Below are 22,610 nucleotides of genomic sequence, written 5' to 3' on the forward strand. Positions count from 1 at the left end.
AATCGCCGGCCCGGTGTGCCGGCGCGCCAAGCCCCGCCTAGAGCGGGGCTTGGTTTTTGCGCGGCGGCGAGAATGGCCGCCAATTGACAATCGCATGACGGGTCTGCACTGTAGCGCTTTCATCCTGGAGTCCGCGCCATGCCGCGTCGCGTTCTGCTGCTGCTCGAACTGATTGTCAACTTCCTGCTCCCCTGGCTTTGCTACCGTTGGGCCAAGCCGCATTGGGGCGAAATGGGCGGTCTGCTGCTGTCGGCTGCGCCGCCGATCGCCTGGAGCTTGTGGGAGCTGTGGCGGACGCGACGGGTGGATGCCCTCAGCATGATGGTGCTGCTGGGGATCGCGCTGTCGCTGCTGGCGATGTTGCTGGGCGGCGGAGAGAAAATGCTGCTGTTGCGCGAATCGCTGCTGACTGGCGTGTTCGGCGCGGCATTTCTGTTGTCCTTGCTGTTGCCGCGCCCGTTGGTCTTCTATCTGGCGAGGGCGACGATAGAGCGCAAGGAAGAGGGCGGTCGGGAGCGTTGCGAACGGTTGTGGCGGCAAGCGGCTTTCCGCAGCGGGATACGGACGATGACTGTGATGTGGGGAGTGGGCTTGGTGGCGGAAATGGCGCTGCGAAGCTGGCTGGCCTGGCATTGGCCGGTGGAGCGTTCGGTGTTGTTGTTGCCGTGGATCAGCTATGGCGTGATGGGCGTGCTGTCCGCGGCGACCTTGCTGATGCGCAAGCGAATGGCGAGCGGGCTGCCGCGAGCAGCCGCCAGTGGTTGAATAATTGGTATCTTATTGGCATTTTGTATTGATTTGGTATACAATCAGCCAGTTGGGCAAAAAAAGAGGGCCGCGCAAGGCGGCCCGAAGTTCCGTGATGAACACTTAGGAGAACAGGCATTGCCTGGGCTGTACGCGCTGGCAGTCGCATGCAGCTTGCAACACCTGTCAAAATGCACAAGAGGTCGGTTGGCTCTCCATCAGGTTGGCAGACCCGGATGGCAAGCTGGTCGTCTTTGCTTTCGCATCAACGCCGACCACGATGTCAATGTAGCGGCTTTTTGTTGACCGCTTATGTTTTTGCCGCCGGCATCTGTTAAAGATTATGAAGTCGGAACGCGGTGGGTTTTAAAGAAAGTTTCATGTGGCTGTTGACAGTAAATACGCTGTCCAGTATAGTTCGCTTCTCTGCACGAAACGCAGAACAGAATTCAGACGCGGGGTGGAGCAGTCTGGTAGCTCGTCGGGCTCATAACCCGAAGGTCGTAGGTTCGAATCCTGCCCCCGCAACCAAAAAGTGAAAAGCCGAGGCATAGCCTCGGTTTTTTGCATTTCTGCGCTCAATCATTTCGCCAAGGCTTTCAAGGCCTCGCCAGCGAAGCGATAGTAAATCTTGTCCGCCACGACATTGGCGCCGATGCTTCGATAGAACGCCATCGCGTCCGCATTGCCCCGCTCCGCCGTCCAGTCCAGCCGTTTGCAGCCGTGCTCCATCGCATGGCGGGCCAGCGCCTTCATCAAGGCCTTGCCTGCGCCGCCGCCGCGCGCTTCAGGGATGGCGAACAAATCCTTCATGAACAATTGACCGCCATATTCCGGCGCAGGGTATAGCAGCGAAAAGGTCGCGAGACCGATGGCGATGTTTTCGCGCTCCGCCAGCATGACTTGCACGCCGCAATGCGCTTGAAACAAGTTGTCGGCCACGTAGCGGGCTGAGGCCTCGCGGCTGGCCCGCTCGGGACCGAAGTAGTGCAGGTCTATCCGGTAGAAGAGTTCGGCTAGCGCGGCGGCGTCGGCTGGCGTCGCAAGGCGGGCGAGGATCATGCCTTTGTCCTGTCGGGAAAGGCGTGATCTTAAAGGCAGCGGCTCGTTCCGGCCAGCCTATTCGCGGTCGCGGCGGAATACCCAGGTCAGCTCGTTTGAAGCCGCCGCGTCGAAGGCGTAGCCCTCGCTGTCGAAGCCGCGCAGCTGCTCAGGATCGACGACGCCGCGCTCGGCGGCCCAGCGCGCCATCAGGCCGCGCGCGCGTTTGGCGTAGAAGCTGATGATCTTGTATTGGCCGTTCTTTTTGTCCTGGAACACCGGCGTGACGATGGCCGCATTGAGCGCCTTGGGCTTCACCGACTTGAAATACTCGTCCGACGCCAGGTTCACCAGCGTGCGCTGGCCCAGCGCTTCCAATTGCGCGTTGAGCCTGGCGGTAACCGTTTCTCCCCAGAACTCGTACAGATTCTTGCCGCGCCCGTTGGCCAGGCGGGTGCCCATTTCCAGCCGGTAGGCCTGCATCAGGTCGAGCGGGCGCAGCACGCCGTACAGGCCGGACAGGATGCGCAGGCGATCCTGCAGGTAGCCGACGGCGGATTGCGCCAGCGTGGCGGCGTCGAGGCCTTCGTAGACATCGCCCATGAAGGCGTAGATCGCCTGTTTGGCGTTGCCGGGCGTGAAAGGGCGCTGCCAGTCGGCGTAGCGGCCGACGTTGAGATTGGCCAAGGCGTCGCTGATGCTCATCAGTTTGGCGACGTCCAGCGGGCTTTTCTGGCGCAGAACGCCGATCAGTTCCGCGCTATGGTCCAGCAGGTCGGGCTGGCTGTATTGGTCGACGGCGGGCGGGTTTTGGTAATCCAGCGTCTTGGCCGGCGAGATGACCATCAACATGCGGCGATTCCTTTTCTTGAGTTGGCGCTATTGTACCGAAGCGCGGCGGCTCGCGTCCGCCGCGAAGGAATGGGTAGAATGAAACCAGTGTCACGATGAGGAATGTTCGAATGCGGGTGCTGGTGCAAAGGGTAAGTCAGGCGGCGGTGAGAGTGGAGGGGCGAACGGTGGGGGAGATAGGCGCCGGGGCCTTGCTGCTGGTAGGCGTGGAGGAGGCCGATGGGCCGGACGACATTCTCTGGCTGGCGCGCAAGATCAGCCAGCTGCGCATCTTCAACGACGAGGCCGGGGTAATGAACCGCAGCCTGCTCGATTGCGGCGGCGACGCGCTGGCGGTCAGCCAGTTCACGCTCCATGCCAGCGTGAAGAAGGGCAACCGGCCTTCGTACTCGCGCGCGGCGCGGGGCGAGATCTCGCAGCCGCTGTTCGACCGTTTCGTCGCCGAGCTGGCCGCCGCGCTGGGCAAGCCGGTGCCGACCGGCGTATTCGGCGCGGACATGCAGGTCAGCCTGATCAATGACGGCCCGGTCACGATCTGGCTGGACAGCCGGGATCCGGAGTAGGGGCATGGGCGGAAGATGGCAGCATCCGTGGCGGGTTTTGGTGGTGCCTTACTACCTGAACCGCTACGCGCGCCAGGCGCATGTGTTGCGGGTGGCGCTGGCTTTTGTGGCCGGCCTGGCGCTGGTGCTGGCCACCGGCATCCCCCATGGCGGCTGGATGCTGGTGACGATCCTGATCGTGCTGGGCGGGGTGCCGCACTGGGGCGGCGTCAGGCGCAAGGCGCTGGAGCGGATGGGCGGCTCGCTGCTGGGCGCGCTGGCTGGCCTGGCCGCCATCCTGCTGCACGGCGCCTCGCCGTATCTCTGCTACGCCTGGATGCTGGTGGTGGTGGCGCTCAGCTGCTGGCACGCGCAGGGCAAGGGAGGCTATCTGGCGCTGCTGACCGGCATCACGCTGGTGATCGTCGGCGGGCTGGGCGACGAACCGATCAATGAAGCGCTGTGGCGCAGCTGCAATGTGCTGATCGGCTCGCTGATCGGCATGGCGGCCGCGGCCACGCTGCCGTTGCGGGCGCTGGATAGCTGGCGTTTCCTGCTGGCGGACAATCTGCGCGAGGCCGCGCTGCTGTACAACCGCATCGCGCGCCGGCTGCCGGTGGAGGGCGATGCGGCGCTGGATCAGTTCAACAGCCGGCTGATCCGCTTGCGCGGCCTGCTGCCCGCGGTGACGCAGGAGTCGACGCTGTCGCACCGCCAGCTGGATCAGGTCCAGCGTTGCCAGCGCAGCATCTGGACCTTGCTGGACCGGATGGGCGAAGTGTCGGCATCGACCCCCGCCTTGGCGGAAGAGCGTTCCCCTAGGAGGGCGATCGTGCGCACCTTGCTGCGGGCGGCGCACGCGCTGCGCTTCAATCAGCCGCAGCTGCTGCTAGACCCCTTGCCGGCGGCCGACAATCCGGCGCGGATGCGCGAGCCCACGCATTGCCACTGGCTGGTGGCCGAGCTGTCGCTGACGGTGGAGGAGCTGCGCGGACAATTGCAGGATATTCTGCCGCAGTTGATCGCCGCGCCGCCGCCGGCGCGCAGCCTGGTGCGGCGGATGCGCGGCGCGCCCGGAAAGTCCTGATGGCGTAACGAAAAACGGCCCGGTATTCCGGGCCGCTTTCCTGCGGGTATCGCAGTTGTCTGACGGATTACAGGCCTACGATCTTGACCTTCTGGCCCGGTTGCAGATGACTGGGGTGCCGGTTGCCGTTGATGCGCTGGATGTCGTTGTGGGTGACGCCGAAGCGGCGGGCGATGCTGAACAGCGTGTCGCCGCGCTGGACCACGTATTCCTTGCTGCGGCGGACATGGCTGGCGCTTGCCGCCGGGCGGCGCTCCGCTACCTTGACCAGGGCCGGATCGGCGCTGTCGTCGTCGCTGCTGGCGACGAGATTATCGGCTGCGTTGTCGGCTTTGAGCTTCAGCTTCTGGCCAACCTGAACCAGATTGCCGTCCAGCTGGTTCATCGTTCTCAGGTCGTCGATGTCGAGGTTGCTGCGGCGGGCGATGCTGTACAGCGTGTCGCCGCTGGCGACGGTGTAGCTGCCGAGATCGCGGGTGGCCAGTGATCGGGCGGCCGCGCCGTCTTCGGCGGGGGAGGCGGAGCTGGCCAGCAGCGCGGCCTGGCGCGCGGCGAGACCGGTATCGACTGCGGGTTGGGGGGCGGATTGCGGCTGGGCTGAGGCGACGGAAACGGCTGCCGGCGCCGCGGTCTGCGGCGTCGCGGCCAGCGCGACCTGCGTCACCGCCGGCTGGGCCGCGGGCGCCGGGTCGGCTTGCGCGATCAGCGTCGCGCCGGCATTGGCCGGCGCATCGCCGATAGGGGTATCCACCGATTCGAACGACTGGCCGTCGTTCAGCGGCTTGTTCATCGCCACCAGCACGGGCTGGCCGGCTTTCAGCGTGCCGCCGCTGATGCGGTTGGCCGCGATCAGCTGGCCGCTGCTCATGCCGTGGTCGCCGGCGACGGCGTTGACGTTCTCGTCGCTCTTGGGAACATAGACTTCCCAGGTCAGCAGCGGTTTGCTCCATTTGTCCAGATTGGCCTGGAACTTGTCTATCTTGGCGGCCGGCAGCAGCATCTGCCGGCCCGCCTTGTAGGCGAACACCGGCAGGTTGAACGCCGGATTCAATTCCTTGAATTCCGCCACCGAGATGCCGGCCAGCTTGGCGGCGATGTCGATGTTCATGTGCTTGCCGGTGGAGACGGCGACGAAGTAGGGCTTGTTGGGGAACTTGTCCAGGTGGACGCCGTACTTTTCCGGGCTGAGCAGGATATTGCGCACCGCCAGCAGCTTGGGCACGTAGTTGCGGGTCTCGTTCGGCAGACGGATGTTTTCGTAGGTGGGCTCGATGCCGCTGGCCTGGGTCTTGGCGATCGCGCGGGCCAGATTGCCTTCGCCCCAGTTGTACGCGGCCAGCGCCAGGTTCCAGTCGCCGAACTGGGCGTACAGGTTCTGCAGGTAGTCGAGCGCGGCGCGGGTGGCATCGGTCACGTCGCGGCGGCCGTCGTACCACCAGGTCTGCTCCAGCCCGTAATGGCGGCCGGTGGCCGGCATGAACTGCCACAGGCCGGCGGCGCCGACGCGGGAGCTGGCGGTGGGCACGAAGGCGCTTTCCACCATCGGCAGCAGCGCGATTTCGGTCGGCATGCCGCGGCGCTCCACCTCGTTCATGATGTGGAACAGGTATTTGCGGCTGCGGTCCAGCGTGCGTTTGAAGTATTCGGGGCGGCTGGCGTAGAAACGCTCCTGGCGGCGGACGGTGTCGGCATTGACCTCGTCCAGCTGAAAGCCTTCGCGCACGCGCTTCCAGACGTCGTCGCCGTTGCGCAGCAGGCTGGAGTTCAGCAGCATCATGTCGAGGCCGGCGGCCATCGCCTCGTCCACGCCGGAAGACGGCGCGGGGCCGGCCAAAGCCAGCGATGCGAATGGCAATGCGAGCGACACGGCGAGTGCCAATGGAGTGAAGCGTTTCATTCAGACGAGCCCGTATTTCTGATTCCGGCTGATGCTAAACATGCGTCAGGGGGGTGTCAATTGAAAAAGGCAAATCATTTCATGCGCTTTCATTGCTTATAGCCCATTTCGCGAGCAAGTGAAGGGCTCCGCGGACTGACTGCGAAAAGTTACGTATCCGGCATGCCTGTCAGCGAAAATCGTTCTTCCATTCCCGCAGCATGGCGAAGCAGGTTTCCTCGCTGTCGCCGGGATGTCCGCCGCGCTGCCGCAGCGTTGCGCGCAGCGCCGGTTCGCCGCTGCGGAGGAAGGGATTGCTGGCGGTTTCCAGCGCGATGGTGCTGGGCAGGGTTGGCAGCCCGCGTTCGCGCAGCGCGCTGTCGCGGCTGTGGCGCATCGCGAGTATCGGATTATGCTGATCGGCAGCCAGCGCGAAGCGCAGATTCGACAGCGTGTATTCGTGGGCGGGGTAAACCTTGGTTTGCGGCGGCAATCGGGCCAGCTTTTTCAGTGAAGCCAGCATCTGTTCCGGCGTGCCTTCGAAGACCCTGCCGCAGCCTGCGGCGAACAGGGTATCGCCGCAAAACAGCGCGTCCTCCAGCAGGTATGCCAGGTGGTCCAGCGTATGGCCGGGCACTTCCAGCACCTTGGCCTGTCCCATGCCCAGCTCGACGGCGTCGCCCTCCATCACCGGATGGCTGACGCCCGGAACGCCGGCCGGGCCGTAGACCGGAGTGCCCGGACAGGCGCGCAGCAGCTCCGGCAGGCCGCCGCAGTGGTCGGCGTGGTGATGGGTGATCAGCACGGCTTCCAGCCGCAGCTTTTCCCGCTCCAGGTAGCGCAGCAGCGGCGCGGCTTCTCCGGGGTCCACGGCGACGGCGCGAGCGCCCTCGCGCAAAACCCAGATATAATTGTCAGTGAATGCCCCTACCGGGGCGATGCTAAACGTGGCTGCCATAAGGCTTTCCCCCATGAAAAATTCGTTTGGCGCCTGGCTGACCGGCACCGAGCTCGGACGTTACCTGCTGCAGCGCGAGCAGGAATATTTCGAGCGGGCGGTGGTCGACGCCTTCGGCTACCACGCGGTGCAGGTCGGGTTGCCGGAAATGGATTGCTTGCGAGGCAACCGCATTCCCTGGCAGTGCCGGATGGCCGATTACGGCGACGTCGACGTGCGCTGCGATCCCGCCTTCCTGCCGTTCGAAACCCGCAGCCTGGATCTGCTGGTGATGCCCCATGTGCTGGATTTTACCACCCAGCCGCACCAGGTACTGCGCGAAGCGGACCGCGTGCTGATGCCGGAGGGCCGGCTGATCCTGACCGGCTTCAACCCGCTGTCGCTATGGGGCGTGCGCAGGCTGATCCAGGGCAAGGAATTGGTGCCCTGGAACGGCAATTTTTTCACTCAGCTCCGGATCAAGGACTGGCTGGCGCTGCTGGACCTGGAGCTGGAGGAAAGCGCCTTCCTGGTGTACGCGCCGCCGTTCTCGCGCCAGGATTGGCTGGGGCGTTGCGGCTTCATGGAGGACGCGGGCGAGCGCTGGTGGCCGCTGGCTGCCGGGGTATACGGCATCGAGGCGGTCAAGCGCCAGCGCGGCATGCGGCTGATCACGCCCAACTGGAAGCAGCAGGCCAAGAAGAAGGGCGCGCTGGGCGTGGTGGCGGGCAACGAGCGCCAGCACACGCACAAGCGGCCGGAAACAACCGAGCGGGACGGCGTATCGTCCTGCCAATGAACGAGACAGCATGACCACAGAAGACAGAGTCGAGATTTACACCGACGGCGCCTGCAAGGGCAACCCCGGCCCCGGCGGCTGGGGCGCGTTGATGCGTTACAAGGGCAAGGAAAAGGAATTGTTCGGCGGCGAGCGCGGCACCACCAACAATAGAATGGAAATCATGGCCGTGATCCGGGCGCTGGCGGCGTTGAACCGGCCGTGCAAGGTGGTGGTCTACACTGACTCCCAGTATGTGCAGAAGGGCATATCCGAATGGATACACGGCTGGAAGGCGCGGGGCTGGAAGACCGCGTCCAAGGAGCCGGTGAAGAACGCCGATCTGTGGCAGGAGCTGGACGCCGAGCGCAACCGCCATCTGGACGTGGAATGGCGCTGGGTGAAGGGCCACTCCGGCCACGAGTTCAACGAGAGAGCCGATCAACTCGCCAACAAGGGCGTGGAGCTGGCTTGAGCCGGATGCGGACGGCGGCCGGGAGGCCGCTGTCTTCCTGGTCCGGGCATCCAGATGTGGCAGGCGCACGCACAGGAACCGTCCGTCTTCCCGTCGAATTGTGCAATGCGTTGTATCGATGTCATCCGCAATGACTGGGATGGCCGTCCCGCTTCGTTTTTTCGGTGGCGGGGAGTCTCGTCATTCTGTACCGATATTAGTTGTCGGCTGATTGCATATCTTCTTTTTCGCTTTGCTTTTCCAATTGGCGGGCTCACGCATCGGCGCCATTATTCCCTGTCAGCTGAAATACTGAATTGCCCTGGTTTTTCACGCCGCGCGCGGCATCATTCGAATGCAGGGCGCTCCCGCATCTATTTCCCATTTTTCCCGTGATATTGCCATTGAATGAATCCTGGAGAATGCCTCGCATTCTGTTTGGAAATGATTTCGTCATTATGGACATATCTGATGCTTTAAATCGATACAACTGTCTAAACGGTCAGGTGTGGGGCGAAGATTGGGAGCTGTATTATTCGTTTCGAATATTTCTCTATTCGTGATTATGCTTGTTTGATAGTGGCATTCTGTTTTGGCTTGAAAAGATCCTGCAAGTCGAAAGATGGGCCTGAGTGACTTGCAGATTCTCCGGCCGAAATCAGACATATCTTCATTGCGGTACTTCGTATTGAGGAAGGTAAGTCGAATGGATATTGGCATCGAAAGTATCAGCACCTTTTTTGGTTTTACCTGTATCGGCGTTCATGATCTATTCGAGTACCGCAAGCTAGACTTGCATAGATTTTCAAATTTGTTGATGGAGCGCAAATCGGTCAGCCTGCCTTGCGAAGATCCGGTGACAAATGCAGTCAATGCCGCCAAGCCGATGATAGATGCCTTGGATCCTGGGGAGCGGGATCGGATTGAAATGGTCATCACGGCAAGCGAGTCCGGTCTGGATTTCGGTAAGTCCCTCAGCACGTACATCCATGACTATCTGGGCCTGAGTCGCCGCTGCCGTCTGTTTGAGATCAAGCAGGCGTGCTATGGCGGGACCGCTGCTTTGCAGATGGCGGTGAACTTCATCGCCTCCAACGCCTCTCCCAACGCCAAGGTCCTGGTGATCGCCACCGATGTCACCAGGGCGACCGCCAAGTTCACCTACGCCGAGCCGTCCCAGGGTACCGGGGCGGTGGCGATGCTGGTCGGCAACAAGCCGGAAATCCTGGAACTGGATTTCGGCGCCAACGGTTATCACAGCTACGAGGTGATGGATACCTGCCGGCCGGATGTGCATGTCGAGACCGGGGATCCCGATCTTTCGCTGATGTCGTATCTTGATTGCCTGAGCAATAGTTTCGCCGATTATGAAAGTCGAGTCGAGGGCGTCGATTTCCTGTCTTCATTCGAGCACCTGGTATTCCACACCCCATTCGGCGGAATGGTGAAAGGCGCCCACCGCGCCATGCTGCGCAGTTTGCGCGTGCCGGTAAACCAGATCGAGGACGACTTTCAAAGAAGGATGCAGCCTTCTTTGGCGCATTGCGTCGAGGTCGGGAATATCTATTCCGCTACCATATTCATGGCATTGTGCAGCCTGATCGATAATGTCGAGTTGAAGGGCGCGAAGCGAATTGGCTTGTTTTCATATGGCTCCGGTTGTTCTTCCGAGTTTTATAGCGGGATCATTACGCCCCGCTCGCAAGAGAAAGTGAGGGCGCTCAAGATAAAGTCCGCTCTAGATTCACGATATGGTTTGAATCTGGATGAATACGAGGCTTTGCTTGATTTGAATGAGAAGCTGTTGTTCGGCGTCAAGGATTTGACGGTGGATGTTTCTCCATACCGGCAGATTTACGATAGCCATGTCGCAGGCAGCGGCCGATTGGTGCTGGATAGCGTGGATGCCAATTATCATCGAAAATATCGGTGGGCTTGAAAATGGGAACGTTGCTCTTCCGTGTTTCCGAGCATGAGTCCTCCTCTCCGTCGTCCCGCCCGGCTCCCTTGTCGCCGAATAGCTGGATTCTGACGCTCTCGGCCCGCAATGAAAGGGATCTGGCTTTGCGGACGGCGGACTTGCGCCGGTGGGCGCAAGACCATGGCCGGGACGTTTCGCTGGACGCCCTGGGCCGCACGCTGAATGCCGGTCGCAAGCACCATGTGGCCAGGCGCTGCTGGATTGTCGAGTCCGTTGATGAATGGCTGAGGCAGTTGGCGCAGCGCCGAGAGGACGCGGCCCCGCCCCGTGAGTCTTTGGAAGGGCGCTGGACGCCGGCGGACGCGATCGCCGCCTTGGCGGCCGCCGATAAGCCGCAAGATCGCAGGCTGGCGCTGGAGGCCTTGAGAGCGTGCTATCTGGACGGAGCCGATATCGACTGGTCGCAGATCCACCAGGGCTGCGAGCCGATAGGCGATTTGCCTTCCTACCCGTTCGCGACGACTTCATTCTGGGTGCGCCGGCCGGAGGCCCGGCAGGGCCAGCGGCTCAGCGCCGCCGCCGGGGCGTTCTGGGACCGCGACGTCTCTTCGCTGGGGCGCCAGGGCTACGCCAAGCGGATCGGTCGGGCGGACGCGTTCGGCTACGGCGTGCAAGGCACGCCGCTGCTCCATGCCGCATCGCATATCGGGCTGGCGATGGCCGCGCTGCGGGCGCTGGGGGCCGATGACGCTTCCTTGCGCTTGCAGCGCTGCGCATGGGCGCAGCATCTGGTGCTCGATCAGCCGCAGGAGCTCGCCATCTGGCTGCAGGGCGATCAGGCGGAAGCCGATTTCGAAATCGCGCTGCTGCACGACGGCGGGTCCGAAGTCCTGATGCAGGGCGAGATCCGGCCCCGGCAGCGGGCGGAGCCGCCCGCCAGGCTGCCCATCGCCTCGCTGGCCGACGACGGGGCCTGCGTTTCCAAAGACGGCGTCTTCGCCTTGCTGGCCGACGCCGGCATCGAGTATGACGCGGCATGCCGGTATGTGGAGCGGGCGGTCTTCAGCGGCGACGCCGCTTTCGCGGAAATCGCGCCGCCGCCGGCGGCGTCGACCGGACAGGTCTTGCTGGCGGCGCTGCAGGCGCTGGAGTGTTGGATCGCGCGCGAGTCGTCCCATCCGTCGATGGTGTCGCGGATAGGCTCGATGACGCTGTCGGGGCGTCTCGGGGACGCGCGCTATGTCAGGGCGCGACGTGTGCCGGGAGCGGCGGATCGCCATCGCGCCGGTTTCGAGATCGCGTTCGCCGACGCCGACGGGCAGGTTTGCGCCGAGATCGAGGACATCGGCTTTTTCGCGGTCGAAGCCGACGGGGGGGACGCCGAGCCGGTGATGGCGCTGACGCATTACCAGCCGAGTCCGGCGAAGCGGCGCTCGCCGCATCCGGCCTTTCCCGGCGGGGTGCTGCTGTTCGACAACGATGAAGGGCTCGCCAAGGCGATGCGCGCGGCAGATCCGACGGCGGACGTGATCGTGGTGCTGCCCGGCGCGGCCTTCGCCAGGACGCATGCGGCGTCTTACCGCATCGACCCGGCGCAAGGCGCAGATTACCGCCGTCTGCTCGATTCGCTGCGGCATGACGGCTTGTTTCCTTCGGCGCTGGTCCACCGCTGGGCGACCGACGAGTTTTCTCCGCTCGGCGCGGCCATGGCCGCGCAGCTGGACAAGGGCGTGAAGTCGCTGTTCTGGCTCGGCAAGGCCCTGCTCCAGCAAAAGCGGCCGCATCCGGCGCGACTGCTGTTCTGGTACCGCAGCCGCTCCGGCGCGGCGCAGCCGCTGTCGGCTTGCGCGGCGGGGCTGCTGAAGAGCCTGGCGCAGGAGTCGCCGCAACTGACGGCGAGGGTGATCGACGACAGGCGACCGGGCGACGATGCCGGAGCCGCCGCGCGGACACTGGCGGATGAGCTGGACCGCTGGGATGACGGCGACGCGGAAGTCCGTCATGACGACAGCGGGCGTTTCCGTAAGACATGCCGCAGGCTGCCGGCCGCCGCCGGCCGCAAGATCGCTCTGCGGCCGCGGGGCGTCTATCTGATCAGCGGCGGCCTGGGCGGGCTGGGCAGGCTTTTCGCCGAATATTTCGCCGGACAGGGACCGGTCACGCTGGTGCTGACCGGCAGGTCCGCGCTGTCGGCGGAGCGGGAGCGCGAACTGGCCGGACTGGCCGTTCGGGGGAGCCGGCTCGTCTATATGCCGTGCGACATCGCCGACGCGGACAGCGTCAAGACGCTGGTCGCCCGCATTCGCGCCGAACACGGCCCGATCAACGGCGTGCTGCACGCAGCCGGCGTCTTGCGGGACGGCGGGCTGGCGGACAAGTGCGCCGACGACTTCGACGCGGTGCTGGCGCCCAAGGTGGCTGGCACTGTCCACCTGGATTCGGTCACCCGCCACGATCCGCTCGATTTCTTCATCATGTTTTCCTCCATCGTCGGCGTCGCCGGCCATGCCGGCCAGTCCGATTACGCGGCGGCCAACGCGTTCCAGCTCGAGTTCGCCGAGCTGAGAAACGCCCAGTGCGCCACGTCGGAACGGTCCGGCGCGACGCGCGCGATCGCCTGGTCTTATTGGCGCGACGGCGGAATGCGCATGTCCGGACAGGACGCGTCCCTGGCCAGGAGCCGCTGGGGATTGACGCCGTTGGCGACCGACGCGGGGCTGGCGCTGTTCGATCAGGCGCTGGGCCAGGACGCGCCGGCCGTTGTCGCCGCCTGCGGCGATCCCGTGCATATCTCGTCGATGTTGTCCGAGTCCTTTCACACCCATTCTTGAGTCCAGCGCGATGACAAGCCAGCGGAATCGACCTGCCGAACGACTGCAACAAGCCATTTTCCAAATCGCCTGCGAAATCCTGAATCGCCGGGACGACGCCTTCGATCCCCGGAGCGCCTTGCGAGAGATGGGCTTCGACTCCATCACGCTGAAAATCTACGCCAAGCGGCTCAACGAGTCCTTAGGCGTCGACATCGCGCCCAGCGTCTTCTTTACGCATGACACGATAGGCGGCCTGGCCGACCATCTGGCCGCGGCCTTTCCCCGCTGCCTGGAGGCGCCGGCGCCTGCCGCCGGCCACCGGGCGCTGTATTCCCGCTACCGGGGAGCCGCGCTGGCGCCGCTGGGCTCGCGCCGGTCCCGCCGCACGGTCGAGGCGCCGTCTGCCGACGGTATCGCCGTCATCGGCATGAACGGGGTGTTTCCCGGCGCGGAGAACCTGGCGGCGTTCTGGCGCAATCTGCGGGAGGGCAGAGACATGGTCGGGGAGGTCCCGGCGCGGCGTTGGGATTTCGAGCCATATCGGGGAGTGGCCGATCTGCCCAGGCCGATTCCGCGCTGGGGCGGCTTCATCGACGGGATAGACGAGTTCGATGCCGCTTTCTTCGGCATATCGCGCCGCGAGGCCGAGTTGATGGATCCGCAGCACCGGCGGTTTCTGGAGTCGGCCTGGCATGCGATCGAGGACGCCGGCTACGCGCCGAAGTCGCTTTCCGGGCGTAAGGTCGGCGTGTTCGCCGGCGTGCAGTTCAACGGCTACGAGGAACTGCTGCACGGCGCGCACGAGTACCAGGGCTACACCGCCACCGGGACTTCGCATGCGATCCTGTCCAATCGCGTGTCCTATCTGTTCAATCTGAGGGGGCCCAGCGAATCGATAGACACCGCCTGCTCCAGCTCGCTGGTCGCCATCCATCGCGCGGTGCTGGCGATCCAGAGCGGCGAATGCGAAATGGCGCTGGCCGGCGGCGTCAGTCTGCATCTGACGCCCAGGGCGCAGATCGTGACCGCCCAGCTCGGCATCCTGTCGTCGGCCGGCCGCTGCCGCACCTTCGACGCCTCCGCCGACGGCTTCGTCAGGGGGGAGGGCGTCGCGGTGCTGTTGTTGAAGCCGCTGGCGCAGGCGCTGGCCGATCGCGACCACATCTACGGCGTGATCAAGGGCAGCGCGGCCTGCCACAGCGGCCGCACTTCGTCGCTGACGGCGCCCGAGGCGACCGCGCAAACCGAGGTGATCGTCGAGGCGCTGAAGCGCGCGCGGCTCGGTCCGGATTCACTGGGCTATATCGAAACGCACGGCACCGGCACGGAGCTGGGCGATCCGATAGAGATCGAGGGTATCAAGGGGGCTTTTCAGCGTTTTTCGCTGACGTGGCGCGCCGCCGACGGCGTCGAGCCGTGCGGAATCGGTTCCTTGAAGACCAATATCGGGCACCTCGAGGCAGCCGCCGGCGCGGCCAGCATGGTCAAGGTGCTGCTCGGTCTGGTGCACAAGCAGATTCCGGCGTCGCTGCATGTGCGTAAGGTCAATCCCTATCTGAAGCTGGAGGCGAGCCGCCTGTCCATCGTCACCAGGCTGGGCGACTGGCCGCGGCGCGTCGACGGGGAGGGGAGGCCGCAGCCGCGTCGCGCCGGGGTCAGCTCCTTTGGTTTCGGCGGCGCCAACGCGCATGTGATCGTGGAGGAGGCGCCGGAGCCGTCGTCCGTCTCCGCGGACGAGGTGGATGGCGGCCAGTCGCGGCTGATCGTCCTGTCGGCCAGGACGCCGTCGGCGCTGGCCCGCATGCTGCGGGATCTGGGCGGCTGGCTGAACGAGAACGGGGAGGCCGTCGCGCTGGGCGATCTGGCCTACACGCTGAATACGCGCGGCGGCGATTTCGCCGAGCGCTGCGCCTTCGTCGCCTCGTCGTCCGGCGAACTGGCCGAGTCGATCCGGACGGTGCTGGCCGGCGGACGGCCGGAACACTACCGCGCGAGCGCAGACGGCGATCGCGCGCCGGGTCGGGGCGATGGCCCGCATGCGGCGCTGATGGCGACCGCGCTCGAGTTCACGACCGGCGCGTCCGTCGATTGGTCCGAACATTACGCCGGCGAGTCTTTCCGGCGGCTCTCCCTGCCCGGCTATCCGTTCGAGCGCGAGCGCTTCTGGATTCCGAACGCGGAGCGGCGGGGGGAGATGGCCTTCTATGAGCCGAAATTCATCCGCTCGGCCGACGTCGAACGGAATCCGGAGGCGCGCGGTACGCTGTTGCTGGTCGGCGCGGGCGACGCCGCGCCGGAAATCCGGGCGCTGTGGCCCCGGCTGGACGTGGTCGAGGTGGACGCGGCCGACGACTGCGCCGCCGTCATCGCGCGGCTGCGAGAACGAGCGGCGACGCCGCTGCGCATCGTCTGGCATGCGCCCGAGTGCCGCGCCGATGACGCGAGGCTGGCCGAGGTCGTCGGCGAGGGCTTGATCGCCTTTGTCCGGCTGGCGCAGTCCTGCTTGTCCGCCGACGGCGCCGTTCAGGCCGTCGCCGTGCATGCCGGGGAGAGCGCCGAGGCGTCGGCGGCGGCGATGTCGGCGTGGGCGCGCGCCCAGTTCGCCGAGCATGAGTCGTTTTGCTGCCGCTGCGTCGAATTGGGGCCGGAGCTGTCGCGCCAGGACGGCGCGGCCGCCGCCGTGGCCGAGGCGCTGTCGGCCGATACGGCCTGGGAGGTCCGCTACCGAGACGGCGCCCGCTGGACGAAACGCCGCGACGCGCAGGCCGGCGTGGATGCGGCCGGCGCCCGCCTGCGCCAAGGGGGCGTGTATCTGGTCTCCGGCGCGCTGGGCGCGCTGGGCGCCATGTTCAGCGAGCGTCTGGCCAGGGACTGGCGCGCCAGACTGGTGTGGCTGGCGCGCCGCCAGCCCCGTCAGGAGCAGATGGAGGCCTTGCGGCGCGATGGTGCCGAGGTGCTGTTCTGCGAGTGCGACGTCGCCGTGCCGGAGCAGGTCGAGGAGGCGGTCCGCCGCGCCGTCGAGGCTTACGGCACGGTCAACGGCGTGCTGCATATCGCCGGCGCGGGCGGGGAGGCGTCGGTCCTGTCGCTGGATGCCGAGATGATGCGTCGGGCGCTGGCGAGCAAGGTGGCGGGCACGATCAATCTGGACCGGGCGACGCGGCATCTGCCGCTGGACTTCTTCGTGGGCTTCTCCTCGCTGGCCGCGGTGCTGCCGACGGCCGGCTATTCGGCCTACGCGGCCGCCAACGGCTTTCTCGACGGCTATCTCGCCGCCAGACGGCGCAGGCAGGGGGCGGGGCTGAGCCTGTCCATCGACTGGCCGCTTTGGGCCGACGGCGGCATGCGGCCGGCGGCCGGGGCCGAGCAGGCCTGGGAGCAGTGGATGTGGAAAAGCCAGGGCCTGGCACCGCTGTCCAGCGAGGATGGCTATGCCGCTTTCGAGCAGGCGCTGGGCAATGGCTGGACGAATGTCGTCGCCGCCTGCGGCGACCAGGCGCGCTTTTCCGCCTTGCTGGCCGCGTCGGCCGGAGCGGTCCGCTCCGATGTCCGCTCGGCACCGCAGCCGGAAGCGGTCGCCGACGCGCCGACGGCCGCCGGCGACGTCGACGACATCGAAAGAACGCTGGCGCAGCTGGCCGCCCGGATATTGAAGGCCAGGGTATCGGACATCGACCCGCGCGTGGCATTGACCGACTTCGGTTTCGATTCCTTGTCGCTGAAGGAGTTCAGCGTTCTGCTGACGCGGACCTATCGCATTCCGGTGACGCCCAATCTGTTCTTCCAGCACGGCTCCCTCTACGCGCTCGCCCGCTATCTGTCGCCTAAACTGCCGCCGCTTGCCGCGGTCGGCGGGAAGCAGGCGGACGCCGTGCCCGCTTCGGCCGGGGCGCCGGAGATGGCGCAGCCGTTGTCGGTCGGCCGCGTCGCGCCGGAAGAGGCTGGCGCGGAGCCCATCGCCATCATCGGCATGGCCGGCGTCATGCCGCAGTCCGAAAATCTCGAGGCGTTTTGGGCCCATCTCGCGGCGGGCCGCGACCTGGTGACCGAGGTGCCCGACAGTCGCTGGAACTGGCGCGACCATTTCGGCGAGCCCGGCGGCGACGAGCAGAAGTCGTATTCCAAATGGGGAGGATTCATCGAGGGCATCGAGCGGTTCGACGCCAAGTTTTTCAACATTTCCCCGCGCGAGGCGGAGCTGATGGACCCGCAGCACCGCTTGTTCCTGCAAGTGGCCTGGACCGCGTTCGAAAACGCCTGCCATGATCCGCTGTCCCTGGGCGGACGCAGAATCGGCCTGTTCGCCGGCCAGCAGGTCAACGAATACCAGGAGTTGCTGGAAGCCAACGGGGAGCGCAACGCCTTCCGGGTGACCGGCAATGTCGACGCCTTGCTGGTCAATCGGATCTCCTATCTGCTGGACTTGCGCGGACCCAGCGAAGTGGTGAGCACCGCCTGCTCCAGCTCCCTGGTAGCGGTGCACCGGGCGGTGGCCGCCCTGCGCCGCGGCGAGTGCGAAATGGCGCTGGCCGGCGGCGTGAGCCTGATGGTGTCGCCGACCGGCTTCATTTACCCCAGCCAGATGCGGATGCTGTCCCGCGACGGGAAGTGCAAGACCTTCGATGCCAGGGCCGATGGCTACGTCAAGGGCGAGGGCGCAGGCGCCGTGGTGCTGAAGCCCTTGCGCGCCGCCTTGCGCGACGGCGACCCGATCCGGGCGGTGATCCGCGGCAGCGCGGTCAACCATGGAGGAAAGTGCACTTCACTGACCGCGCCCAATTCGGCGGCGCAGCGGGATGTGATCGCGGCCGCGCTGTCCGACGGCGGCGTCGATCCGGCCACGATAGGCTATGTCGAGGCGCACGGCACCGGCACCGAGCTCGGCGATCCGGTGGAGATAGACGGACTGAAGCAGGCCTTCGCCTCCGCTTCGGCGCTGCCGGCCGGCTCCTGCGCGGTCGGATCGGTGAAGACCAATATCGGTCACCTGGAGCCTGCCGCCGGCATCGCTGGCCTGCTCAAGGTCGTGCTGGCGCTGCAACACCAGTTCATTCCGCGCAGCCTGCATGTCGAAACCGTCAATCCCTACATAGACCTGAGCGGATCACCGTTCGTCATCGCCGCCGAGGCCGGGCCCTGGCAGGCCAAACTCGATCCGGCCGGTCGGGCCATCCCGCGCAGGGCCGGCGTCAGCGCCTTCGGCTTCGGCGGCGCCAATGCCCACTTGGTGGTGGAGGAGGCACCCACGCCAGCGTCGGCGACGAGCGCCGACGAGCGCCGCAGCCATCTGATCGCGCTGTCCGCCAAGAGCGTCGCCGCGCTGCGGTCGCGGGTCGGAGAGCTGCGTCAGTGGCTGGTGGCGGAGACCGCTCTGGCGTCGATCGCCGAGCTGGCCTACAACCTCGGCGTTACCCGCAGCCATTTCGACTGCCGCTGCGCCTTCGTCGTCTCCTCGAGGGACGAATTGGCGCAGGCGCTGGACGACTATCTGGCGGCGCCGGGCGATGGCGGGGCGCAGGCCGAGGCGCTCGGGGAGCGGCTCGGCGGCAAGGCGATGCTGGCCGAGTACGCCGCGTATCTGCTGGCCAAGCTGAAGTCGTCCGATACGGCGCCCGCCCAGCGCCGCAGCATACTGTCTTCGTTGGGCGAGCTGTATTGCCGGGGCCAGGCGATTGACTGGCGCGAGCTGCATGGCGGGCGCGGCCTCCGGCGGCTTCCGTTGCCGGCCTATCCGTTCGAGAAGACGGCCTACTGGCCTCGCCGGGACGGAAAGAAGGCCGAAGGCCGGCCGGAGACCTCGCTGGTCTACTATGGCTGCAAATATGTCGAGGCCGCGCTGCCGAGGCAGGCTGGCGCGGTGCCGGACGGGGCCGTCATCGTGTTCGACGCCGATGTGGAGTCGGCCGGGCGCTGGCGCGGCCTGGCCGGCGACGCGCCGCTGATCCTGGTCCGCCCGGGATCGGGCTTCCGCCAGATCGAGCTCGGGTGCTACGAGTTGGCGGCCGACAAGCCTGACGACTACGCGCGGCTGGTCTCAGCTGTCCTGGCCGAGCACGGCCGCGTCGCCGGCGTGATCCACCGCTGGGCGCAGCGCCGGGCGGGCGAGCGGTCGCTGGCCGATCAGTTGGGTTCCGGCCTCGACGCGCTGATGCATCTGGCGCAGGCGCTGCTGTCGCATCAGGCACCGTGCGCGGTGCTGTTCGCCCATGGTCCGGAGGACGCGGCCTCGCCGGCTTATCGCGCGGTCGGCGGCTTTGCCAAATCACTGGTGCTCGAGTATCCGGCGCTGGCGCTTCGGGTCGTCGCCTTCGATTCGCCGACGATGGATGGCGCCGGGCCGGAGGCATGCCTGTGGCGGGAATGGCTCTGCGGCAGCGATGTCGAGGTCAGCTACGCGGCAGGCGTCCGCCGCGCGCGGACGATGGCGCCGGTGCTGCCCGGCAATGGCGGCGCGTCCCTGCGCGAGAGCGGGGCCTACCTCATCACCGGGGGCGGCGGCGGACTGGGCGCGATCTTCGCCGAGCATCTCGCCCGCCGTTACCGGGCGAGGCTGGTCTTGTCCGGCCGTTCGGCGCCGGGGGATAGCATCGTCCGGCAGCTGGAACGGCTGAAGGCGCTGGGCGGCGCCGCGATCTATGTCCAGGCCGACGTCGGCCTGGCCGACGACGCCGTCCGCCTGATCCGGGAGGCGGAGCAGGCGTTCGGCGAGATTCACGGCGTGCTGCACGCGGCGGGCGTCGGGGCGCCGGCGCCGATAGAAAGCAAGACCCGGGAAGGCGTGGCCGCGGTCCTGTCGGCCAAGGTGCAGGGAACGGCGAACCTCGACCGGGCGCTGGGGAGCCGTCCGCTGGACTTCCTGCTGCTGTTTTCTTCGATCTCTTCGGTCATCGGCAATCCGGAGAACGCCGATTACGCCTTTGGCAACGCCTTCCTGGACGGTTTCGCCGATACGGCGTCCTCGCCGTCGCGCAAGCTGCTGTCGATCAGTTGGCCGCTATGGCGGGACGGCGGCATGAAGCTGCCGCCGGCCCAGATGGAAAGTCTCGCCAAATGGATGCGCAAGGCCCAGGGGCTGGTGCCCTTGCAGACCGAACGCGGCCTGCAGGCCTTCGAGCAATGCCTGGCCTCCGCCCACACCCATCTGGCGGTGATAGACGGCGATCCGGCGGTGTTCGAGCGCACCGTCGAGCGGGCCTTCCGTTACAGCCGGCCTGTCGACGGCGAGGAGGCGCCCGTCTTGGACGGGCAGTCCGAAAGCGCGGCGTCTCCGGCCAGCGAGCGCGCGGAGGCGTCGGCCCTGCCTTTCGAGGCCGAGCTGCGCTCGCTGATCTGGGAGATCCTGAAGATACCGGCCGAGACGGTCGAGGTGGAGCAAAGCTTCGCGAACCTGGGCTTCGATTCCATTTCATTGAAGACGCTGGCGGAAAGAATCGGCCGGCTGCTGCAATGCAAGATCATGCCCAGCATCTTCTTCTCCTACGAAACGCCGAAGGCGCTGGCGGCGCATCTCGCCGAGTCGCATGCGCCGCTTCGGCGGCCCGCGCCGCCCGAGCCCGCCCCGCGTCCGCCGCAGGCGGCCCGGCCGGCCGGCCCTTCCCGGGCGTCCGCCGTCGTCGACGGCGGCGACATCGCTGTGATCGGGATCAGCGGCGTGATGCCGCAGTCGCGCGATCTGGACGAGTTCTGGGACCATCTGGTCCAGGGCCGGAACCTGGTGTCCGAGGTGCCCGCGGCGCGCTGGGACTGGCGCAAGCACTATGGCGACAAGGTCGAGGACTCGGTCTCGAAATGGGGAGGCTTCCACCCGGACTTCGACAAGTTCGATGCCGAGTTCTTCGGCATCACGCGGCGGGAAGCCATCTTGATGGATCCGCAGCAGAGAATCTTCCTGCAAGTCGCCCACCACGCGTTCGAAGACGCCGCTTACGCGATCCAGTCGCTTTCCAGCCGCGCTGTCGGCGTTTTCGCCGGCATGAACTTCAACGAGTACCAGCAGATGCTGGCGGAGCATGGCGAGTCGCATGCGTATCTGGCGACCGGCAACTACAGCAGCATGCTGGCCAATCGCGTCTCCTTCTGCATGAATCTGGCCGGGCCGAGCGAAACGCTGGACACCGCCTGCTCGACCGGCCTGGTGGCCATCAACCGGGCGATCCAGGCCATCCGGAGCGGCGAGTGCGAAATGGCGCTGGCCGGCGCCGTCAGCACCATCCTGAGTCCGCAGTCCTATGTCGTCGCCAGCCGGCTGGGCATCCTGTCGCCCAGCGGGCGCTGCCATACCTTCGACGAGCGCGCAGACGGCTATGTCAAGGGAGAGGGGGCCGGCGCCGTGCTGCTGAAGCCGCTCGCCAAGGCCCTGGCCGACGGCGATCACATCCACGGCGTCATCAAGGGCATCGCGGTGAACCATGGTGGCCGGGCGAACTCGATGACCGCGCCGAATGCCCTGGCGCAGGCGCGGGTCATAGGCGAGGCCATCAGGCGCGCCGGGGTCGAGCCGGGGACGATAGGCTATGTCGAGACGCATGGAACGGGAACGGCGCTCGGCGATCCGGTCGAGATAGACGGGCTCAAGAAGGCATTCGCGGCCAGTGACCGGCAGGCGCACTGCGCGCTGGGCGCGCTGAAGGCGAATATCGGCCATCTGGAGGCGGCGGCGGGGATGGCGTCCTTCCTGAAAGTCATTCTGGCCTTGCGGCACGGGAAGCTGCCGGGCAATGCCCATCTGCAGAAGCTCAATCCCTACATCGACCTGGACGGCAGCCCCTTCTTCATTCCAACCGGGTTGGCCGACTGGCCGGTATCGCCGGCCGCCGCGCCGCGACGAGCCGGCGTCAGCTCCTTCGGCTTCGGCGGCAGCAATGCGCACGCGATTCTGGAGGAAGCGCCGGCGCGGCCGCGGCCCGAGCGGGCCAAACCGGCTTATCTGTTCTGCCTGTCGGCGAAGAAGCGTCCGCAGCTGTCCGCGATGATGGACAAGCTGCGCGGCTGGCTCGAGGCCGCAGACGCGCGGGACCTGGAGGCGCTCAGCTTCACGCTGAACTGCGGCAGGGATCATCATCCGCACCGCTTCGCCTGCGTTGCGTCCGATCCTGGCGAGTTGCGGGACGCGCTGGCGAAGGCGCTCGAGGACGGCCCGGCGACGGACGCCGCCGCCGTACCGCCGCCGCGGGGGGAGGCCGAGCGCGTCCGCCAGCGGGTGGCCGGGCTGGCTGCATCGCTGAAAGATGGCGTCGAAAGCTACCGGGCCTCGCTGGAGGACATCGCCGCCGGCTATCGGCAAGGCGTCGATCCCGACTGGCCGGCCCTCCATGCCGGGGAGGCGCATCTGCGCATCCCGGTTCCGGGCTACGCGTTCGAAAAGAAACGCTATTGGTTCGACGCCGCCCGTTCGCAGTCTCCGCCGACGGTCGAGCAGACGGCCGTTGCGTCGCCGGCGAAGATCGTCATGAAAACCATAGTCGATTCCTCCCGTGCCGCCACGGGACGAGCAGGGCATGCGTCAGTCATTGAGCGCTCCTCCTCGAAAATCCGCTTGAGAAAATTCTGAAGAGGAGCGTAT

12 protein-coding genes and 1 tRNA gene are annotated in these 22,610 nt (G+C 66.1%); 9 read left to right on the forward strand and 4 right to left on the reverse strand.

Annotation, left to right across the window (positions count from 1 at the left end; translation table 11 throughout):
- Window positions 1-138: 138 nt before the first annotated feature.
- Window positions 139-765, forward strand: coding sequence for a VC0807 family protein (locus tag ACY3GB_RS19630; protein WP_463090213.1), 627 nt, complete (start codon window positions 139-141; stop codon window positions 763-765).
- Between the two features lie 436 nt (window positions 766-1,201).
- Window positions 1,202-1,278 (forward strand) — tRNA-Met (locus tag ACY3GB_RS19635).
- 51 nt (window positions 1,279-1,329) lie between these two features.
- Here ACY3GB_RS19635 and ACY3GB_RS19640 read toward each other — a convergent pair.
- Together ACY3GB_RS19640 and yaaA are read right to left on the reverse strand one after the other, a co-directional pair.
- Window positions 1,330-1,809, reverse strand: a complete 480-nt coding sequence (locus ACY3GB_RS19640) for a GNAT family N-acetyltransferase (protein ID WP_463090214.1) — start codon at window positions 1,807-1,809, stop codon at window positions 1,330-1,332.
- A 57-nt stretch (window positions 1,810-1,866) separates the two neighbouring features.
- Complete coding sequence (yaaA, locus tag ACY3GB_RS19645; protein ID WP_463090215.1) at window positions 1,867-2,640, reverse strand: peroxide stress protein YaaA; 774 nt, start codon at window positions 2,638-2,640, stop codon at window positions 1,867-1,869.
- A gap of 110 nt (window positions 2,641-2,750) precedes the next feature.
- On the opposite strand from yaaA, the gene dtd reads away from it, so the two are divergent.
- Complete coding sequence (dtd, locus tag ACY3GB_RS19650; RefSeq protein ID WP_463090216.1) at window positions 2,751-3,203, forward strand: D-aminoacyl-tRNA deacylase; 453 nt, start codon at window positions 2,751-2,753, stop codon at window positions 3,201-3,203.
- Window positions 3,204-3,207: 4 nt separating this feature from the next.
- The gene (locus ACY3GB_RS19655; RefSeq protein ID WP_463090217.1) at window positions 3,208-4,269 is read left to right on the forward strand and encodes an FUSC family protein; all 1,062 of its coding nucleotides are present in this window, start codon (window positions 3,208-3,210) and stop codon (window positions 4,267-4,269) included.
- 67 nt (window positions 4,270-4,336) lie between these two features.
- Here the strand turns inward: ACY3GB_RS19655 and ACY3GB_RS19660 are convergent, their stop codons facing one another.
- Window positions 4,337-6,166 carry a lytic transglycosylase gene (locus ACY3GB_RS19660; RefSeq protein ID WP_463090218.1) on the reverse strand — a complete coding sequence of 610 codons (1,830 nt, stop codon included), beginning with the start codon at window positions 6,164-6,166 and terminating at the stop codon, window positions 4,337-4,339.
- A gap of 169 nt (window positions 6,167-6,335) precedes the next feature.
- Entirely contained in the window at window positions 6,336-7,103 is a 768-nt protein-coding gene (gloB, locus tag ACY3GB_RS19665; RefSeq protein ID WP_463090219.1) for a hydroxyacylglutathione hydrolase, read from the reverse strand.
- A 13-nt stretch (window positions 7,104-7,116) separates the two neighbouring features.
- Here gloB and ACY3GB_RS19670 point away from each other — a divergent pair, with 13 nt between their 5' ends.
- From ACY3GB_RS19670 to ACY3GB_RS19690, 5 genes are all read left to right on the forward strand, one after another.
- Window positions 7,117-7,881: a class I SAM-dependent methyltransferase gene (locus ACY3GB_RS19670; protein WP_463090220.1), complete on the forward strand. Its 765-nt coding sequence runs from the start codon at window positions 7,117-7,119 to the stop codon at window positions 7,879-7,881.
- Between the two features lie 10 nt (window positions 7,882-7,891).
- Window positions 7,892-8,335: a ribonuclease HI gene (gene rnhA, locus ACY3GB_RS19675; protein WP_463090221.1), complete on the forward strand. Its 444-nt coding sequence runs from the start codon at window positions 7,892-7,894 to the stop codon at window positions 8,333-8,335.
- 685 nt (window positions 8,336-9,020) lie between these two features.
- Window positions 9,021-10,253 carry a hydroxymethylglutaryl-CoA synthase family protein gene (locus ACY3GB_RS19680; RefSeq protein ID WP_463090222.1) on the forward strand — a complete coding sequence of 411 codons (1,233 nt, stop codon included), beginning with the start codon at window positions 9,021-9,023 and terminating at the stop codon, window positions 10,251-10,253.
- A gap of 2 nt (window positions 10,254-10,255) precedes the next feature.
- Window positions 10,256-13,066, forward strand: coding sequence for an SDR family oxidoreductase (locus ACY3GB_RS19685; protein WP_463090223.1), 2,811 nt, complete (start codon window positions 10,256-10,258; stop codon window positions 13,064-13,066).
- Between the two features lie 10 nt (window positions 13,067-13,076).
- Window positions 13,077-22,598, forward strand: coding sequence for an SDR family NAD(P)-dependent oxidoreductase (locus ACY3GB_RS19690; protein WP_463090224.1), 9,522 nt, complete (start codon window positions 13,077-13,079; stop codon window positions 22,596-22,598).
- Window positions 22,599-22,610: the final 12 nt, after the last annotated feature.

It is taken from the genome of Chromobacterium sp. Ag138, from assembly GCF_055181315.1.